The sequence below is a fragment of the Helicobacter suis genome (assembly GCF_902196125.1).
GTDB lineage: Bacteria > Campylobacterota > Campylobacteria > Campylobacterales > Helicobacteraceae > Helicobacter > Helicobacter suis_B.
The window spans coordinates 1-16,628 of record NZ_CABIKG010000005.1 but is presented as its reverse complement, the minus strand read 5'-3'; the positions used below and the strand labels follow the sequence as shown (position 1 = coordinate 16,628).

The following is a 16,628-nucleotide window of genomic DNA, read 5'->3' as shown; positions in this document are numbered from 1 at the left end:
TTGTTGCATGGGGGAATGTTACAGCTTAATGAGAAAAAGGAGTTTATACCATGCAGTTGCATTTAACAAGTTATATTCAAGCCAACAAATGCCTCGCGTTTTTTGTACGCTTTTATTTGGGATTTCTGGCAAAATGGTTAAAATCTAACTCTAACAAAACTTTATACCCTTAAACGCGGGTAATCCTCTTTAGACCCAAGCTAGAAATTTTTAAAAACGGAATACTAGGTGCTTATTTATTTATCAGTTTACACAAGGATTTTAGATGAACCCTTATAGTACCCAAAGCATTAGCGCTGAGGATATTTTAGCCGTTAAAAAGGCCATGCAACGCACACACCTCACACAAGGCCCCTTAGTGGAGCAATTTGAGCAGGCTTTAGCGCACTATTTAGGGGTTAAACATGTTGTGGTGTGCACCTCAGCAACAAGCGCGCTTTTCATGACCTATCAGGCTTTAAACTTAAAAGATCAGATTGTCCTTACCACCCCGCTAAGTTTTGTGGCCACCTCAAGCATGCTTTTAGCCAATCACGCCCTACCTCTTTTTTGCGACATTAAAGAAGATGGAAACATAGATGAGAAACTTTTAGAGCGCACTTACGCGCAAAATAAATCAATTAAGGCGGTGGTGAGTGTGGATTATGGGGGCAAAAGTGTAGAGGCCAGTGCTATTCAAGAATTTTGTAAAAAATACAATCTCTATTTTATTTCAGATAGTTCGCACAGCTTAGGGGGTAGTTATAGGGGATCTAAAATTGGGACTTTAGCTGATGCTAGCATTTTTAGTTTCCATGCTATTAAACCTATTACCACCGGCGAGGGCGGGGCGGTTGCAACCAATGATAGTAATTTGTATCAAAAACTCAAACTTTTAGTTTCTCACGGGGTGGTTAAAAAGGGCTTTGAGGTAGAAGTAGAGAGTTTAGGCTTTAATTTTAGAATGACAGAGTTACAAGCGGCTTTGGGTTTAAGCCAGCTTAAAAAATTAGATAGCTTTATTGCCACGCGTGAGAAAATCGCAAAGCTCTACGATGCAATTTTTAAAGATAATCCCTATTTTACCTGTTTGCATGCACAAATTCCTAGCGATATTAAAAGCTCTAATCATCTCTACCCTATTTTGCTCAAACCCTTTTTATGGGCGCATAAACCCCAAATTTTAGAGCAACTTTTAAAAGCACAAATTGGAGTGCAGGTACACTATAAACCTATCCATACTTTTAAACTGTATCAAAATCTCTTAGGGTCTTTGCATTTTCCTAGAGCGCAAGATTTTTACGCAGGCGAAATTTCTTTGCCCTGTCATCAAAAAATGAGCTTAAAAGAGGCTAAAGACACAGCCTATAAAGTTTTAAAAATCCTTAGACAAAAGTCTTAAACTATTGCCCACCACAAATAAAGAGCTTAAACCCATGCCAAGTGCGGCAATTAATGGCGTGATGAGTCCACAGAGAGCTAGGGGGATAAAAAGGGCGTTATATAAAAAGCTTAGCGCTAGATTTTGCTTGATGAGGCGCTGTATCCTAGTAGAAATCCTAAAGGCCTCTAAAACACCCTCTAAACTATTGTTTAACACGATTACATCGCTATACAGTAAACTTAAATCATGCCCTTCATGCATGCAAATTGAAACATGTGCTCTAGCTAGGCTTGGTGTATCATTCATTCCATCGCCTACCATCACTACAATTTGGTTTTTGGCTAAGGCTTTTTCTATGTGTTGTAATTTTTGCTGGGGGGTGAGGGGCGCAAAACAAGCAATATCTAAACTTTTAGCGATCTCAAACACCTGAGATGAAGCATCGCCGCTTAAAATGGCTAGATTGAGCCCTTTTTTCTTTAGAGTTTGTACAAGTTGCATGGCTTTAGGTTTAAGCGCAGAATCTAGATCAAAGCTAGAGACCAATGTTAAATTAATGCTGCATGCAAAATCTGCACACAAATTGCCCACCTCTACACCCTTGCTTTTTAAATAAGCCACACTGCCTGCGTGTAAAAGTTGATTTTGATAACGCCCTTCTAAACCGCCTTCCTCTTGTTTGATAAATTTTAATGGTATATCCGGGCGGGCGTCTTTTTTTAAAAAGGTACTAATGGCTTGTGAAATGGGGTGGGAGTTATGCCAAATTAAGGATAAAAGCAAGTTAGGATTATAGGGGGCATGGATTTTATAATCTGTCACGCTTAAACCCGCGCTTAAAGTCCCGGTTTTATCTAAAAAAAGCGTGTTGGCTTTAGCTAGATACTCTAAACTCTCTGTCTTTTTAAATAAAACCCCTTTTTTAAAGGCTAAATGCACCCCCACCACTAGGGCAATGGGCGCGGCTAAAGCAAAGGCACAGGGGCAAGCTACAACTACCACCGCCATAGCCACCATAAAAGCTTTGTATAAGCCTGCTAAAAAATACCAAACTACAAACCCTAAAAGAGCGATGAGAAAAATAGCAAGGCTAAAAAACCTAGCTAAAGTGTCGCCCTTTTGTTGTAATAAAGGTTTTTGTGCAAAGCTTTTTTGTATGAGTTGTACCATTTGGCTTAAAAAGGAGAGTTTAAAACTCTCTGTAACTTGGTAAATAAAGGCTTGTGCGTGGTTGACATAGCCGGCTAAAAGTTTATCCCCGCTTTGAAGAGTTGTGGGTAGCATTTCTCCATTAAGCGCTTGCGTACTCACACAAGCACTAGGGCTTTTTAAAATCCCATCTAATGCTACACACTCCCCGGGCATCACTTCTACACGCGCGCCAATTTCTACCTCTTGGGGTTCTTTGAGTACGCGTTTGATTTTACCGTTCTCCAGCTCTAAAACTAGTACCTGCAAGGGTAAACTATTTTGTAATTGATCTAAGATCGCATTAGCCTTGTGCCTGCTTTTAAGTTCTAAAAATTTAGAGGTAGAGATAAAGGTAAGCAGCATACATACCGATTCAAAATAGGGTTCTAACCCCTTAAAAGTGGCATAAATAGAGTAGCCATAAACCCCCAGCGCGCCCACACTCACGCTAAAATCCATGCCCACAAATTTGTATTTGAGTCCATAAAACGCGCCTCTTAAAAAAGGCCACCCTGTAATGGCTAGGGTTAAACTTGCTAGCGCCCATGAAGCCACATTGAGTTTAAAGGCCATTGATGTATCCATGCCTGAGAAGTAGCCTGCGTAATTAGCAATGGCTATCCACATCACATTCATGCTAGTAAAAATCCCCACCACAAGTGCTCTAAAGGCTTTTTCCTGCTCTTTTCTAGCATGGCTATCTTGGATATGCGGATTATAAATTTGTGCCCTATATCCTATAGAGGCAATGGTATTTAAAATAGTGGCGATGTTGGTTTTTTGTGGATCAAAGGCTAGAGTGGCGCGCTGGGCTGTGTAGTTGATCTGTACTTTTTTAATCCCCTCTTGTTTTAAAAGTACCCGCTCAATAAGCCACACACAAGCCGCACAATGGATATTTTCTAATAAAAGGGATATTTCTAAATAGCCATTTTCTAAAGGGGTGGTGAAGTTTTTTAAAAAGTAAGCAGAGTTGTAGTAATTGTTCTCATGTTCTTTTATAGAGGAGATAGGCTCTAAAGTGCGATCCCCTAACTTTGTATAAAAACTTTCTAATTCTAAGGAGTGTAGGAGTAAAAAAACCTGTTTACAGCCACTACAACAAAAATAAAGCGGGGTTTGCAAGGGTTTTTCATTAAGCATGTCTAAGCTTAGGGGTTTAGAGGAGATAGGGAGTTTACAATGCGCACATTTCAAGGGAAGCCTTGATACTATGGGTTTTAAAGCGCGCATAAATGCTAGCAACTTCTTCTGTAATGGCGCGTTGATCTTTACTCTTATGCGTGATAAGCGGGGGGCTAATTTGTAATAAACTTTTAGAATCTTTGCGCGCACAGCAAAGAATCAAGCTAGCTTTTTGATCTTTAAAGGGGTGTACAAAGCGCAGTAAAATAGCTTTCAGTCTAGCCCTTTGTAAGGCATGAAGAAGAGCATCTACTAAACTAGCGTGGTAACAAAGAATGAAATAGCCCTTTGGCTTGAGTAAAAAGGAGGCTTTAGTACAAAAATCTAGCAGGGGTAAAAAGCTTTGATTCGTGGCGCGGGCTTTTTGATCATAAGGGCTTTTAAGACTTTCTGCTGGATAGTAGGGAGGATTAGAAAGAATGGCATTATAGCCCGGAGTTAAAGGATAATCTAAAAAATTAGCCTGATAGACTTGTACCTTAGGGAGGTTTTGGCTATTAAGTCTAGCAAAAAAGGCAAGATTGCTATCTATTTCTATTAAATCTAAAGGATTAGAATATTTTTTAGCGCATAAAATCCCCACAATCCCACAGCCCGCCCCCACATCTAAAAGCAAATCACCTTTTTTAATAAAGGGCAGTGCAAAGTTTGCTAAAAATAAACTGGTGCTGTTGTAGGCATAGCCCTTTAGAGGTTGGTAGAATCGCAAATAAACCACTCCAATAAATCATGCCCTAAAAGCTGGCTATCACAAAAAGTCAAAGATGTTAAAGGAATTTGAGTAGATCGTAATGATCCTGCTAGGGTGCTATTTTGGTGTATTAAAAGCATGTCTATGTGTTTTTGCAAACTGACAAATAAGTCCCAACCTCCCTCAATGATGTTAAAACCCTGTTGTAATGGCAACTCCTCTACTTGGTGGCATATCTGTACTTGGCGTTTTTCTACCTGAAAAAGAGGAATAGTAAGATCAAAGGGCGTTGTGTCTCTTGTAAGAATGGCTATATTAGGGGGGCGCTTTGTATAAGCACTCAAACGGCTATCTAAAATGGGGCGATCGCTACGCACACTTTGGCCTGAGATGATGAGGTAGTTAGCAATAGATCGCTGAGTATGGGTAAAAATTTGGCTTAATTCTCCTGAAATTCTGCCCTCAAAAGAGCCATTTAGCCTTAGCGCAATTTTAAAGAGATTAAACACCCCCTTTTGTTCTAAACGCTTAAAAGGATAAAGTAAAGCCCTGCCCTCTTTTTCTAATACACCAGTAATCACCTCAATACCGGCCTCTTTTAAACAAGCCAAACCGCCCATAGCTTTTTTATGGGTTTCTAAACAGCTAATGATCACTTTTTTAGGTTTGATTTGGGCTAGAAGGGCAGCACAAGGGGGGGTTTTACCAAAATGATTACAGGGTTCTAAAGTAACCAAAAGAGTGCAATCTTTAAATAGGTTATTATGATGCTTGCTTAAAAATTGGTAGGTTTGTTCTCTATCTTTGCTATTAATTTCTTTTGGAAAGGGTATGGGGCTTAGCTTATTATAGGCTTCTTTAAGGGCACGCACCTCAGCATGGGGGGTGTTAGCTTGGCTGTGATCTTGCAAGGCTAAAATGTTATGGTGTTGATCTAAGATCATACAGGCCACGCTAGGATTTGGCAAGGCTAAAGTTTGGCTTTTATAGGCACAATCAAAGCAGGCGCGCATTAAAATTTCAGTGAGCATTAGTAGTGGAAGGGTAGGGCTAAAAATCCCTTGATCGCTAGAGCGTTGATCATATCTACAAAAAACGCCCCCACTAGAGGTACAACAATAAAGGCAACATGGCTAGGGCCATAGTGGTTGGTAATAGTTTGCATGTTGACCATTGCTGTAGGGGTAGCGCCTAGTCCAAAGCCACAATGTCCGGCACTTAGCACGGCTGCATCGTAGTTTTTACCACACACACGGAAAGTTACAAAGACGCTATAAAGTATCATCACCGCTACTTGGACGGTTAGAATAATGGCGATGGGTAAAGCAAGATTGATCAATTCCATTAAATTAATGCTCATAAGGGCAAAGGCTAAAAATAAACTCAAACTGACATTGCCAATTACGCTTACTTCGCGATCAAAAACTTGGTGGATTTTGCTATAAAAAAGAAAATTTCTTAAAAGCACGCCTACAAATAAACACCAAACAAAAGTAGGCAAAGTGGGTAGGGTAAAACTCCCGATATGGGCAAATTTAGCGTATTTAGCAATAAATGTACCTAGTAATAAAGAAAGACTGACTAAAGCCAAACTATTAATAAAACTATTAGCGGTGATGAGTCTTTCTTGTTTGGGGGTTTCAAAGGCAAGTTTAGGGGCTAATTCGCGTTGTTGTTTCTCTTGGCTGGTGGGTTCTAAGTGGTATTTTTTAATCAGATAATGAGCTACAGGCCCACCAATAACCCCTCCACTGACTAATCCAAAAGTAGCGCATACAATAGAAACTTCTAAACTTTCAGGGAAATTATAGGGGGGTTGAGAAAAGGTAGAAGACCATGCCACGCTCGTACCATGCCCTCCGGTTAGAGAAATAGAGCCCCCTAACAAACCCATGAGAGGATTAACCCCAATCAGGCTAGCCACCCCAATACCTACTAAATTTTGTATCACCACAAAAACCCCCACCACGATTAAAAACACCCCTAGCATTTTGCCCCCTTTTTTTAAAGAGGCAAAATCTGCGCTTAAACCAATAGTGATAAAAAAAGTGAGCATGAGCGGGTCTTTAAGGCTAGAGTCTAAAACGAGTTTGAAATCATAGAAATGGTGTAACACCGTAATCACAAAAGCAACCAGTACCCCGCCTACCACCGGTTCAGGAATATCATAGTCTCTTAAGAATTTGACATGGCGGATAATCAAACGGCCAAGCAATAACACGCCTACCATACAAACTAAAGTCGCATAAATATCTAGGCTAATCATCATCATAAAGACTCTTTCATTTAATCAAAAGGTAATATACCTCTTGTATAATAGCATAGTTGTGAAGATTGACAGAAGGGAATAAATGCTCACAGTTTTACAAATTGGAGCCGGGGGCGTGGGGAGCGTGGTGGCGCACAAATTGTGCCAAAACCGCGACTTGTTTGAAAGGGTGGTACTGGCTAGCCGCACTTTAAGTAAATGCCAAAGTATTGCTAATAGCATTAAGGCTAAGGGGTTAGGGGAGATAATTTGTGAGCAAGTGGATGCAGATTGTATAGAGGCTGTGGTGAGTTTAATTGAAAAATACAAACCTAAAGTGGTGCTTAATATCGCCCTGCCCTATCAAGATTTAGCAATCATGCAGGCATGTTTACTCACCAAGACCAATTATTTAGACACAGCTAATTATGAACACCCCGATTTAGCTAAGTTTGAATATAAAGAGCAATGGGCTTTTGATAAAGCCTATAAAGATGCGCAGATTTTTGCTTTGCTAGGTAGCGGGTTTGATCCGGGTGTAACCAATGTCTTTTGTGCTTATGCCCAAAAACACCATTTTGATGAAATCTATAACATTGATATTTTAGATTGCAACGCCGGCACCCACCCCTATCCTTTTGCGACTAATTTTAACCCTGAGATTAATTTGCGTGAGGTGAGTGCCCCGGGGCGTTATTATGAAAATGGGGCATGGATTAAAACAAAACCTTTAGAAATTAAGCAAACTTGGGCTTATCCTGAAATTGGCGAGCGCACTTCTTATTTACTCTACCATGAGGAATTAGAATCTCTAGCTAAGTATATTCAGGGTTTAAAGCGCATTCGCTTTTTCATGACCTTTTCAGATGATTATCTTAACCATATGCGCTGTTTGGCTAATGTGGGGATGTTGGGCATTCAGGCTGTAGATGTACCCCTAGCTGATGGCCAAATAGGTAAAATCGTGCCTATCCAAATACTCAAGCAACTTTTACCCGATCCAGCCAGTTTAGCCGGCAAAGTGAGGGGCAAAACTAATATTGGTTGTTATATCCATGGCACTAAAAATAAGAAAGAAAAATACCTTTATATCTATAATGTCTGCGATCACCAAAAATGTTATGCAGAAGTGGGTAGCCAAGCTGTTAGCTATACAACAGGTGTACCCGCTGTGGTAGGGGCGATTTTAATTTGTAAAGGCATTTGGGGCGGGGAAAATTCTAAAGGGGTGTTTAATTTAGAACAACTCAATCCCGATCCTTTTTTAGAAGAACTAGTTAAGCAGGGGCTTAAATACGAAGTGATCGAACGGTAGATTTTTAGGCCTTAGTTAAGGCACACATTCTCTTTTTAGAATGGACTCTAATCTTTGGAGTTTCCATGTACTCCTTTTTAACACGCAAATGGGGCTTTGTACCTTCTTGTTTAGCTTTAGGCGTTGGTTCTGTTTATTACTTTGGTCTTTTGGGCACTTATTGGGCGGTTACGGGTGAGTTTACCCGTTGGGGCGGGGCTTTATTACAAGCCTTGCATGTCAATACAAATCACTTAGGGTATTTTAAAATCATCGGCCTACATGGCAATTTCTTAGAGCGCATAGATGGGGTGATGATTTTAGGCATGTTTATTGGCATGTTCTGTGCGGCTAGTTTAAGCGGTTCTATTTGTTTGAGTTGGCCTAAAATCAAAGAGTTAGGGCGTGCGTTTTTAGGGGGGATTTTAGCCGGACTAGGGGCGCGTTTAGGGTTGGGTTGTAATTTAGCTAGCTTTTTAACCGGTATCCCCCAATTTAGCCTGCATGCGTGGTTTTTTACTTTGGCTACTCTTCTTGGTATGTATCTTGCCTTTAAATGCTTTCCTACCACCTGTTTTATCCCGCCTAAAGGAAAATCCATTCCGCTTAAAATAAGCCAATTTTTAGGTTTATTTGCTTTGGTAGGTTTTATGGGGTTACTTCTATGTGGGTATTTTTCCTCTAAATTAGCCTATGCGCTATTCTTTGGCTATGTCTTTGGCTTTATTGTCTCTAAAGGACAGATTTGTTTTACAGCTGCCTTTGCGCGCCTTTTTACTCGGGGGCAAGGTTTAGAGGCTAGTGCGTTAGTTTGGGCTATGTTAGTGGGGAGTATCGGGGTGATGACTTATATCCGATTGGGGGTTATGCCTAAGATTATGTGGGCTAGTCCGGGTATTGTTGTGGGGGGATTACTCTTTGGATTTGGGATTGTCATGGCTGGGGGGTGTGAGTGTGGCTGGATGTATCGCACAATGCAAGGGGAGGGGCGCGCGCTTTTTATAGGGCTAGGCAATATTGTAGGGGCTAGTTTAGTGGCCTTAAGCTGGGATTTTTATGCACCGCTTTTTACTAGCTTTCCTAAAATTAACTTATTAGACATGGGCAATTTGGGGTTGGTATTACAGGTAATCTTACTCTTTGTGCTCTATTTTATAATCCAAAGAGTGGCTAGGAGGGTAAGAAGCCGTATTTGAAGGGTTTTAAAGGAGTTAATGCCCGCGCTAAAATCTGGTGGGGAGTGAAGCTAAGGATATCTAGGTAAATACAACACCGTTTGGAGTATCAGGAAAAGATAAATTTGTTGGTTTTTCATTTACCTTAATCTACTATTAAATTCTTGTTAATTTTTTTTTGGAGGTTTTTCATGTTTAATCCTACCATTGCCGCTGTTCTACGGGGGGGGGGGGGGGGGTACTTCTAGCCGTATCCAACTAGAAACTTTTAAAAAAGAGACCTTAAAAAAGTGTTTGAAAAGCGTGAGTCCTGCTGATGGTAGGCATTTACGACCGGGTGCAGGGGTGTCTGAGAAACATCGGCAGTTTTTAGCCGACGTTGCATATTTTTATCTGCTTACCAAAGAGAGTACAGATTCACAAGAGTATCCTTTGGAGTTAGACTTAGATCCGTCCCTATTCCATGGTATATTGGGCATATACATAGAACTTCTGGAGGATTTTAGGGCATTATTTGAGGAGTTGATTTCTCTTTCTCATGATCTGCTAGATCTTGCAGATACAGGAATTTAAGTATCACAGAAATCCCACTCGTCTTTAGCTGATGAGATGGGTACTACCCATTTCCACTTTTGCGGTACAATACCCGCATGTTACAACGATACCCGTTATTTTTTTAATAAGGACATTTCATGTCTAGTCTTTTTAGATTTGCAAGGGGGGAAGATATGACTCTACTTGGTAAAAGTATTGGTGGGTTTTTGTTAGGGGGGTTATTGTTCTCTTTGCTACTTGGTGGTTGTTCCAATCCTGCGGTGATAGCGGCAAAATTTGATCGCAATGTAAAGTATCTTGTGCAATTTAGCAGTAGCGATTTTAATGTGGGTGGTTTGGTGAGTGCAGAAATGCCCTATAACCCTAAGAATCCTAATATGACAGAGTTATTACTTGATAAGGCTATTGCTGCATGTAAGTGCGACACCCTTCTTCTACCCCGTTATGAGATTATCCATCCCGGTGGTTATGGTGTAACCTTGATCAAAGTTACAGGGAGAGCAGCTACTTTTAGGGCGAGGTAAAATAAGCTTAAGACTTTAAACAAGCTAGCGCATCTGATAACTCAAGATTTGGGCGAGTGCTTGGCTACTGGATTTAAAAAACTTATCCATGAAAATTTCTAATTTATCCTTTTGAAGCCAGATTGGATTTTTAACCGCACTCAAATGCTGTAACGCTTTAATCGCCTCATCATAAGTACCAACCTGATCAATGAGCTTTAAAGACAAGGCTTGCTTAGCGCTAAAAATTTTACCCTCAGCAAATACAGGAGCGTCTTTGGGGTCTAAATGTCTAGCCTTAGCCACATCGCTTACAAACATGCCATATTGCTCATTGAGTAAGCCATTAAGATATTGTTTTTCCTGCGGTGTCCACTCCCGCATAAATGTGCCCACTTCTTTATACGCACCCTTAGCAATACCTTGTGTCTTAATGCCTAATTTATCCATTAAAGGCGCAATATCCACACCACTAAAAATCACACCAATAGAGCCAATGAGTGCGCCCCTATTGGCATAAACCTTACTAGCCATCATGCCCGCATAATAGCTCCCACTAGCCATTACACCGCGCACATATGCCACTACAGGCATTTTTTTAGCCAAACTAGCCACCATGTCAGCTAATTCTACACTCGCACTAATCGTCCCGCCCGGAGAATCAATCATTAAAAGAGCGCCTTTAATACTGGGTTTTTGTAATATTTTATTGATTTGATCTTGAAAACTCTCACTTTCAAAAATAGGGCCATATAGATAGAGTTTTGCTAAATTAGGTTTTTGTGTTGCTGTACTTTTAGTGCTAATGAGCAATACAGCCACAATTAATAAAAATACAAGGGCTTTAAAATAACGGGTGATGAATTCTAAAGGAAGGGTGATGACTTTAGCTAACTTATCAAGCATAAAAACTCCTAGAATGATAAAGCCTGCATTATACTACCTTTAATGAAAGTGTGTTATAACCGACAAAAAGAAATAGACATGGCATGTAAGTTTTGTCCTAAAATCAGATCTACGGATTTGTTGTTTATATTGATCGCAGGTGGGGCCTTTTATGGGGTTTATACGCACCAAATAGCAGCCTTAGAAGCTACAAAGAAACACACAGAAAATCCACACAAAATCCAAAAGACTGATTCACACCAAAACATGCCAGAATCCTTAAATCTAAATGAGCCTTAAATAGGGGGTTAACATGGTGGCAAAAATTTTACCTTTAGTATTTGTGTCTTCTTTGCGTTTTTTGGGTTTATTTATTGTTCTACCCGTGATTTCTCTTTATGCGGTTAGTTTCCATGCAAGCGCTTCTATGGTGGGTTTAGCCGTAGGGGGTGCGTATTTTACCCAAATTCTTTTCCAAACCCCCATAGGGGCGCTTAGCGATCGTTATAGCCGTAAAAAGGTGGTGATTGGGTGCTTGGGGGTTTTTACTGTAGGGTCTTTACTCTGTTTTTTTGCCCATGATATTACATGTCTAGTAGCAGGTAGATTAGTACAAGGCATGGGAGCTGTGGGGGGGGTGCTTAGCGCTATGGTGGCTGATGTGGTTGAAGAGGAAAAACGCACCCATGCTATGGCCTTTATGGGCGCAGGGATTTTTATGAGTTTTACGGCGGCTATGGTAATAGGCCCTAGTATTGGCATGGCCTTTGGGGTGCAGTGGCTTTTTTTTCTCACCGCACTTTTAACCCTTTTTTCCATGTTTTTAATGGCTTTTAAAGTCCAAGAACCCCCCAAGATTTTTTACAGCCTCAAAGAAAAGCCCCAACTTAAAGATGTATTCAAAAACAAGGATATTTTTATCATCAGTAGTTGCTCTTTTTTTGAAAAGTGTTTGATGACTTTGATTTTTGTGGTTGTACCTTTGGCTATCGTGCATGAATTTAAGATGGATAAAAGTGTTTTATGGAAAATTTATACCTCTGGGGCGGTGCTTGGAATGATAAGCATGGGACCAGCAGCCATTATTGCTGAAAAATTCCATAAGGCTAAGGGTGTACTTTTAGGGGGCATTACATTATTTTTAATCGCCTATTTATGCCTAGCCTTTGCTGATTACCATGTTAATTCTCCAGTTGCTTGGCTTTTTATCACTGGGATTATGTGCTTTTTTACTGGATTTGGTACGCTTGAGCCTATTATGCAATCTTTAGCTAGTAAGTTTTGTAAAGCACACCAGCGCGGGCTAGTGCTTGGCATGTTTGTAACCTATGGCTATGTAGGATCGTTTATAGGCGGCATGCTTGGAGGGATAGGCTATCACTACTTGGGTGTAGAAAAACTAGCGCTCATTGTGGTGGGTGTGTGTGCGTTGTGGTTTGGCTTGGTTTGTTTTTTAAGTAACCCCAACCAACAAAAAAATGTCTATTTCCCCTTAGATGCCTTTGAACGCGCAAAGTTTAGCACACTAGAAAACACACCGGGGATTTTAGAGTGGTATGTGAATGAAACCCAAAATACCATTATTGTCAAATACGATGCTTTGCAAATTAGTAGAGAGCAAATTATAGAAACTTCAGTGGCTTTTAGAAAATCGCCCGTGTAGGGTGAAAATCTAAGATTTAGCTAAGATTAAATAAAGCAAATTTATCACTTATCAGTTAGTAGTCGGTATGGTAAAAACAGAAACACGACAAGAAATCTCATTCCCTAAAATTTCTGTTAACATCTTGTTTATAGAATTTTGTAGGGTTTTATAGGATTTTGTATGTTTGTAGGGGTGTAATTAATCTAATTTAGATGAAATCAGATAAGAATAGTCGCCTTTGTTCACCCTCTTAAAAACGCGGCATTTTCGAGCGGTTATCCTATGTCAACTGCTGATCGCTTCTCTTGCTCCGGCGCTAAACTTAAACAAACATTAAAATCTACAATGCCCACTAAAGGAGCTTTTTCTAAACGCCCTAGAGCCAACAAGTCTAGTTATATCGTGGCTAAACTCTCTAATGTGCAGACTTTAGCCAGTAGTAGCTTTAACCTTGATACCTCCGCACTTAACCAAGTTGAGCTTAAGGCTTTTGAACGCTTCATTAACTATCGCCGCGAACATGTCAAAGTGGGACTAGCTCAACAGCATATAGTTAGCACTACAGCGGCGGTAACAAGTGCAATAACCGGTATTGTAGGCAGTATTGCTATGGGTGTGCTAAATGCAAATGCTAAAAATGCGCTTAAATACTATCAAGGCACAACAACTAATATCGGAATTGCTACTAACATAGCTAAGAGTCAAAATAACACTACAAACCCCCGAGTCAATGCGCTAATTTATCACCCTTATGAGGTATTAGCAGAAGGCAGCATTTATAAAGACGGAGCACCGGGAAGTGTTAGCTATGTGGGCATTGAAAGCTTTAATCCTATGAGGGGCATACTAGGTACTAAAGTTGTTAATGTGCTAGGTGAAAGAATTAATAACCGCGCCCATAGGCATATGGCAGGAAATGCCTATTATGATGGGCTAAATTTAGACACACCTAAAGCACAACATAATCCCTTTTTTAGTTTAGCCCCTAAAGGCGTGGAGTGGCTAAAGACACCAAATTAATTTTTTAGCACTCTTGCGCTAGAAACGGGGCAAAATACAGCCATTTACTCTAACATCAGCTTACCCACCTTAGTGGCTAATTGGTTTTAACGCTGAGGTTATGGGCGTGTACGGGGTTTTGTGCGTTTTCTCGCGCTATAGATCAAACGCAACCTTTGCCCGCCATAGAGCGCGCGCAATTCCTCAAGGCTTAAAGTCTTAAAAATCTCAAAGTCTAGCGCGGGCATCATTGTAGCCTGCTGGGGATATAGTTTGGATTATTAATCGCGTCATCTTTGCCAATTACGGCCTTATACGCCTTACCCAAACCAATAATTAACTTAGTTGTATCTTCTTTACTTATAGCGCTTGTAGACTTTTTGCAAACATGCAGAAAAGGGCCTCTAACTGCTTTAAGTTCCAATCTAGCTCTTGACAATACCAGTGAACCCGCTTAATTTGGTTTGGTGTGGGGCTGGTTGCAGTGCTTGGTACAATAAAAAGCGCCTTGAACGAATCTTTAAATATAATTTAATTTATGCCAATGCTAGGGGTAAGTTAATGCGTTATGAAAGTGCCCCGCCAATTGTTGATAGTAGTAATGGCGATGGGTGGTACTATGTATTCCATAGTCGCCATGATAGCGCCGCCCGTCATTTAGCCTTTGATAATGTGTGTTTACCAAGAAAACACCCCTTTTGGCAAACCCACACCCCGCCGCTTGATTGGGGTTGTCGGTGTGAGTTGCAAATGTGGAGCGAAAGACAGATCAAAGCCAAAGGCATAAGCCTTACTAAAAATATCCCACAAGAGGGGGGAACTCAAGCGGGAGGATTTGAAAGGGATAATTATAAATTCTTAGCTAACTTCTTTAAAAACAAGCTAGCTACTTATGCAAACAACCCTAAAGCTACAAGCTTACTTAAAGGGGTGTTACAAAATATCGCCACTAAAAAAGCAAGATTTAAAGAGTTAATTAGGCTTTCTAAAAATGGGGGTAGTTTGCGTTTTGGGGTGTTAGAAACAATGCCAATTAAGCTAAAAGCTAAAACCCTTAAAGCTAACCCAGCTAATGATCTCTTTGATTTTTATTTAGCTAGGGAGGTCTTAGACTCTCCGCTCTTGCTAGCCACTCATAAAGATAGTAGAAAGCTAGTAGGCCAAAAGTTAGGGCGTTTCTATGAACTTGAAATTCAAGGCACAGAGTTAGTCAGTTTAGAGCACTTCACGGAGGCGCCTCCGTTAAAAGAGGGGTTTGAGATTAAGAAATTAGATTTTGATGAGCTAGCCAAACGCGCCCCAGCTGAAAAGCCCTACCCTTTTACCCAAAGAGTACTAGCTACAATTAAAAGCGCGCTATCTTTATTAAGCTTAGATGAGAAACAAGAGCGCCATGTTTTGGGTAGCCCAAACTATATTAAGGGGCGTAGCTATTACACAAAAGCCCCCACAATTGAGCAGGTTAGGGGGTGGATAAAAGAAAGCTTAGAAGTTAAGTTAACAGATAGCCAAGATAAGTGGGATAAGCGCGGCATTATTAGCCACCCTGATTTTGAAGGTGTAGTTGTACCGTTCTTTGATAAGTCAAAAGCTCCGGTTAAGGTATACAAAAGTAAACTACACTTCAATAAAAAGGGTTTTCACATTGTGCCCTTTAATGGATAACAACATGAAAAACTTACCCGATATGGACAATTACTCCCGATTATTAAAAATTACCTTTGTTGACGGGCGCGTTTGGGAAAATGTTAAGCTAGATGGCTATGATTATGCCCCGGTTGACCTCCAAGAGGACGAGGCAGATTTAGAAGATGAGTTAACAGTAACTTATCAAGGGATAGGCTACTCAATACGCGCCTCAAGAATTCAGAAAATACAAAACCAGTCAGAATAACTACATGCGCTAAGCAAAGGCGAGAAAAAAATAATTATTCATCACCCGGATTTTGAAGGCGTGGTTGTACCACATGAAAAAACAGACATTCAAGAAGCGGTTAAGACAAATTATAGTAAGGTGCACTTCAATAAAAAGGGTTTGCATATTGTGCCTTTTTTAAGGAGTAAGCATGATTGAATTAAAAGACTACGCCAAATATTGTGGCTGGTTTGTTAGGGTTACTCTAATAGATGATCAAGCAATACCCGAAGGTCCTGTAATTGAAGGCGTTTTTGATGGTTATGATTATGCAGTGTGTAGCGGTGATGAGGGGGGCGATAGCTTAACAATTAACATGGGCGGCTGGGGGTATGATATGTATGTTTCTTATATTCAAAAAATAGAACCGCTGTACAAGCTTGATGATAAGGCATATCAAGACCTTTTGACTCGCTATATAGGATAAAAACACACATGGGATTAAAAAACTAATTATCTATCACCCAGATTTTGAAGGCATAGTTATGCCCTTTGGCGGGATCAAAGAAAAAACAAAAACAAATTATAGTAAGGTACACTTCAATAAAAAGGGCATGCATATTGTGCCATTTGTCAAGGGCGAACATGATTAAACTTGAGGATTATACAAAATACCTAAATTGGTTTGTTAGAGTTACCCTAATAGATGATCAAGCAATACCCGAAGGCCCTGTAATTGAAGGTCTTTTTGATGGCTATGATTTTGCGGCGTGTAGTGGTGATGAAGGTGGGGATAGTTTAACAATTGACATGTACGGCTGGGGGTATGATCTCTATGTTTCTGATATTGAAAAAATAGAGCCACTTTATAAGGCTAGTAATGAAACCCTTAAAGCCTATTTTAAACTTAACTACCCTACCCATGCCACTTGATTAAATTAAGTCAACTCCTCACACTCCAAATCTAGGCTAACATAATCACGATTCAAAAAGTTAATATCTACATTTCTGATCAATCCAAAAAAGGTTAAACACTCAA

At 40.2% G+C, this 16,628-nt stretch carries 20 protein-coding genes; 14 read left to right on the top strand and 6 right to left on the bottom strand.

Annotation, left to right across the window (positions count from 1 at the left end; all coding sequences use genetic code 11):
• The first annotated feature begins 265 nt into the window (after nt 1-265).
• On the top strand, nt 266-1,381 hold the full coding sequence (gene pseC / locus G6Q00_RS02500) for a UDP-4-amino-4,6-dideoxy-N-acetyl-beta-L-altrosamine transaminase (RefSeq protein ID WP_163531872.1): 1,116 nt from the start codon (nt 266-268) through the stop codon (nt 1,379-1,381).
• Here pseC and G6Q00_RS02495 read toward each other — a convergent pair.
• The 4 genes from G6Q00_RS02495 to gltS are packed head-to-tail and all read right to left on the bottom strand — an operon-like array spanning nt 1,355 to nt 6,702.
• Entirely contained in the window at nt 1,355-3,751 is a 2,397-nt protein-coding gene (locus G6Q00_RS02495; protein ID WP_240330942.1) for a heavy metal translocating P-type ATPase, read from the bottom strand. The genes pseC and G6Q00_RS02495 overlap by 27 nt on opposite strands.
• A complete protein-coding gene (locus tag G6Q00_RS02490; protein ID WP_240330941.1) occupies nt 3,732-4,457 on the bottom strand; it encodes a tRNA1(Val) (adenine(37)-N6)-methyltransferase in 726 nt (241 codons plus the stop codon). Before G6Q00_RS02490 ends, G6Q00_RS02495 begins: the two co-directional genes overlap by 20 nt.
• On the bottom strand, nt 4,427-5,443 hold the full coding sequence (gene ribD / locus G6Q00_RS02485) for a bifunctional diaminohydroxyphosphoribosylaminopyrimidine deaminase/5-amino-6-(5-phosphoribosylamino)uracil reductase RibD (protein WP_240330940.1): 1,017 nt from the start codon (nt 5,441-5,443) through the stop codon (nt 4,427-4,429). The genes G6Q00_RS02490 and ribD overlap by 31 nt, the downstream gene beginning before the upstream one ends.
• A gap of 17 nt (nt 5,444-5,460) precedes the next feature.
• Nucleotides 5,461-6,702 carry a sodium/glutamate symporter gene (gene gltS / locus G6Q00_RS02480; RefSeq protein WP_163531871.1) on the bottom strand — a complete coding sequence of 414 codons (1,242 nt, stop codon included), beginning with the start codon at nt 6,700-6,702 and terminating at the stop codon, nt 5,461-5,463.
• A gap of 79 nt (nt 6,703-6,781) precedes the next feature.
• Here gltS and G6Q00_RS02475 point away from each other — a divergent pair, with 79 nt between their 5' ends.
• The 4 genes from G6Q00_RS02475 to G6Q00_RS02460 all read left to right on the top strand — a co-directional run bounded on the left by G6Q00_RS02475 (nt 6,782) and on the right by G6Q00_RS02460 (nt 10,226).
• On the top strand, nt 6,782-7,993 hold the full coding sequence (locus G6Q00_RS02475; RefSeq protein WP_163531870.1) for a saccharopine dehydrogenase family protein: 1,212 nt from the start codon (nt 6,782-6,784) through the stop codon (nt 7,991-7,993).
• 65 nt (nt 7,994-8,058) lie between these two features.
• On the top strand, nt 8,059-9,168 hold the full coding sequence (gene yedE / locus G6Q00_RS02470) for a selenium metabolism membrane protein YedE/FdhT (RefSeq protein WP_163531869.1): 1,110 nt from the start codon (nt 8,059-8,061) through the stop codon (nt 9,166-9,168).
• 186 nt (nt 9,169-9,354) lie between these two features.
• Nucleotides 9,355-9,720 (top strand): hypothetical protein, encoded by a 366-nt coding sequence (locus G6Q00_RS02465; protein WP_163531868.1) that lies wholly within the window; start codon nt 9,355-9,357, stop codon nt 9,718-9,720.
• Nucleotides 9,721-9,839: 119 nt separating this feature from the next.
• Nucleotides 9,840-10,226, top strand: coding sequence for a hypothetical protein (locus tag G6Q00_RS02460; protein WP_240330939.1), 387 nt, complete (start codon nt 9,840-9,842; stop codon nt 10,224-10,226).
• 24 nt (nt 10,227-10,250) lie between these two features.
• Here the strand turns inward: G6Q00_RS02460 and sppA are convergent, their stop codons facing one another.
• On the bottom strand, nt 10,251-11,111 hold the full coding sequence (gene sppA, locus G6Q00_RS02455) for a signal peptide peptidase SppA (protein WP_205426464.1): 861 nt from the start codon (nt 11,109-11,111) through the stop codon (nt 10,251-10,253).
• 78 nt (nt 11,112-11,189) lie between these two features.
• Here sppA and G6Q00_RS02450 point away from each other — a divergent pair, with 78 nt between their 5' ends.
• The 3 genes from G6Q00_RS02450 (at nt 11,190) to G6Q00_RS08430 (ending at nt 13,755) form a co-directional block, all read left to right on the top strand.
• Nucleotides 11,190-11,390 (top strand): hypothetical protein, encoded by a 201-nt coding sequence (locus G6Q00_RS02450; RefSeq protein WP_163531860.1) that lies wholly within the window; start codon nt 11,190-11,192, stop codon nt 11,388-11,390.
• A 13-nt stretch (nt 11,391-11,403) separates the two neighbouring features.
• Entirely contained in the window at nt 11,404-12,753 is a 1,350-nt protein-coding gene (locus G6Q00_RS02445; protein WP_163531867.1) for an MFS transporter, read from the top strand.
• Nucleotides 12,754-13,080: 327 nt separating this feature from the next.
• A complete protein-coding gene (locus G6Q00_RS08430) occupies nt 13,081-13,755 on the top strand; it encodes a hypothetical protein (RefSeq protein ID WP_205426463.1) in 675 nt (224 codons plus the stop codon).
• Nucleotides 13,756-13,853: 98 nt separating this feature from the next.
• Here the strand turns inward: G6Q00_RS08430 and G6Q00_RS08715 are convergent, their stop codons facing one another.
• Nucleotides 13,854-13,982: a hypothetical protein gene (locus tag G6Q00_RS08715; RefSeq protein ID WP_275896760.1), complete on the bottom strand. Its 129-nt coding sequence runs from the start codon at nt 13,980-13,982 to the stop codon at nt 13,854-13,856.
• 313 nt (nt 13,983-14,295) lie between these two features.
• On the opposite strand from G6Q00_RS08715, the gene G6Q00_RS02435 reads away from it, so the two are divergent.
• From G6Q00_RS02435 to G6Q00_RS02410, 6 genes are read left to right on the top strand one after another with little or no spacing between them, the layout of a single operon-like run.
• Nucleotides 14,296-15,399, top strand: coding sequence for a polymorphic toxin type 50 domain-containing protein (locus G6Q00_RS02435; RefSeq protein ID WP_163531866.1), 1,104 nt, complete (start codon nt 14,296-14,298; stop codon nt 15,397-15,399).
• The gene (locus tag G6Q00_RS02430) at nt 15,380-15,628 is read left to right on the top strand and encodes a hypothetical protein (RefSeq protein WP_163531865.1); all 249 of its coding nucleotides are present in this window, start codon (nt 15,380-15,382) and stop codon (nt 15,626-15,628) included. Before G6Q00_RS02435 ends, G6Q00_RS02430 begins: the two co-directional genes overlap by 20 nt.
• A 30-nt stretch (nt 15,629-15,658) precedes the next feature.
• Nucleotides 15,659-15,808, top strand: coding sequence for a polymorphic toxin type 50 domain-containing protein (locus G6Q00_RS08805; RefSeq protein WP_430750784.1), 150 nt, complete (start codon nt 15,659-15,661; stop codon nt 15,806-15,808).
• Nucleotides 15,801-16,076, top strand: a complete 276-nt coding sequence (locus G6Q00_RS02420; protein WP_163531863.1) for a hypothetical protein — start codon at nt 15,801-15,803, stop codon at nt 16,074-16,076. The genes G6Q00_RS08805 and G6Q00_RS02420 overlap by 8 nt, the downstream gene beginning before the upstream one ends.
• A 58-nt stretch (nt 16,077-16,134) precedes the next feature.
• Nucleotides 16,135-16,242, top strand: coding sequence for a polymorphic toxin type 50 domain-containing protein (locus tag G6Q00_RS02415; protein ID WP_163531862.1), 108 nt, complete (start codon nt 16,135-16,137; stop codon nt 16,240-16,242).
• Entirely contained in the window at nt 16,235-16,522 is a 288-nt protein-coding gene (locus G6Q00_RS02410) for a hypothetical protein (RefSeq protein WP_163531861.1), read from the top strand. Before G6Q00_RS02415 ends, G6Q00_RS02410 begins: the two co-directional genes overlap by 8 nt.
• The last annotated feature ends 106 nt before the right edge of the window (nt 16,523-16,628 follow it).

Excerpts from the sequence above, each read along its gene's own strand:
- pseC (WP_163531872.1), top strand. The coding sequence starts at position 266 with ATGAACCCTTATAGTACCCAAAGCATTAGCGCTGAGGATATTTTAGCC.
- ribD (WP_240330940.1), bottom strand. The coding sequence starts at position 5,443 with ATGCGCGCCTGCTTTGATTGTGCCTATAAAAGCCAAACTTTAGCCTTG.
- gltS (WP_163531871.1), bottom strand. The coding sequence starts at position 6,702 with ATGATGATGATTAGCCTAGATATTTATGCGACTTTAGTTTGTATGGTA.
- G6Q00_RS02475 (WP_163531870.1), top strand. The coding sequence starts at position 6,782 with ATGCTCACAGTTTTACAAATTGGAGCCGGGGGCGTGGGGAGCGTGGTG.
- yedE (WP_163531869.1), top strand. The coding sequence starts at position 8,059 with ATGTACTCCTTTTTAACACGCAAATGGGGCTTTGTACCTTCTTGTTTA.
- G6Q00_RS02460 (WP_240330939.1), top strand. The coding sequence starts at position 9,840 with ATGTCTAGTCTTTTTAGATTTGCAAGGGGGGAAGATATGACTCTACTT.
- sppA (WP_205426464.1), bottom strand. The coding sequence starts at position 11,111 with ATGCTTGATAAGTTAGCTAAAGTCATCACCCTTCCTTTAGAATTCATC.
- G6Q00_RS02450 (WP_163531860.1), top strand. The coding sequence starts at position 11,190 with ATGGCATGTAAGTTTTGTCCTAAAATCAGATCTACGGATTTGTTGTTT.
- G6Q00_RS02445 (WP_163531867.1), top strand. The coding sequence starts at position 11,404 with ATGGTGGCAAAAATTTTACCTTTAGTATTTGTGTCTTCTTTGCGTTTT.
- G6Q00_RS08430 (WP_205426463.1), top strand. The coding sequence starts at position 13,081 with ATGCCCACTAAAGGAGCTTTTTCTAAACGCCCTAGAGCCAACAAGTCT.
- G6Q00_RS08715 (WP_275896760.1), bottom strand. The coding sequence starts at position 13,982 with ATGCCCGCGCTAGACTTTGAGATTTTTAAGACTTTAAGCCTTGAGGAA.
- G6Q00_RS02435 (WP_163531866.1), top strand. The coding sequence starts at position 14,296 with ATGCGTTATGAAAGTGCCCCGCCAATTGTTGATAGTAGTAATGGCGAT.
- G6Q00_RS02420 (WP_163531863.1), top strand. The coding sequence starts at position 15,801 with ATGATTGAATTAAAAGACTACGCCAAATATTGTGGCTGGTTTGTTAGG.
- G6Q00_RS02415 (WP_163531862.1), top strand. The coding sequence starts at position 16,135 with ATGCCCTTTGGCGGGATCAAAGAAAAAACAAAAACAAATTATAGTAAG.
- G6Q00_RS02410 (WP_163531861.1), top strand. The coding sequence starts at position 16,235 with ATGATTAAACTTGAGGATTATACAAAATACCTAAATTGGTTTGTTAGA.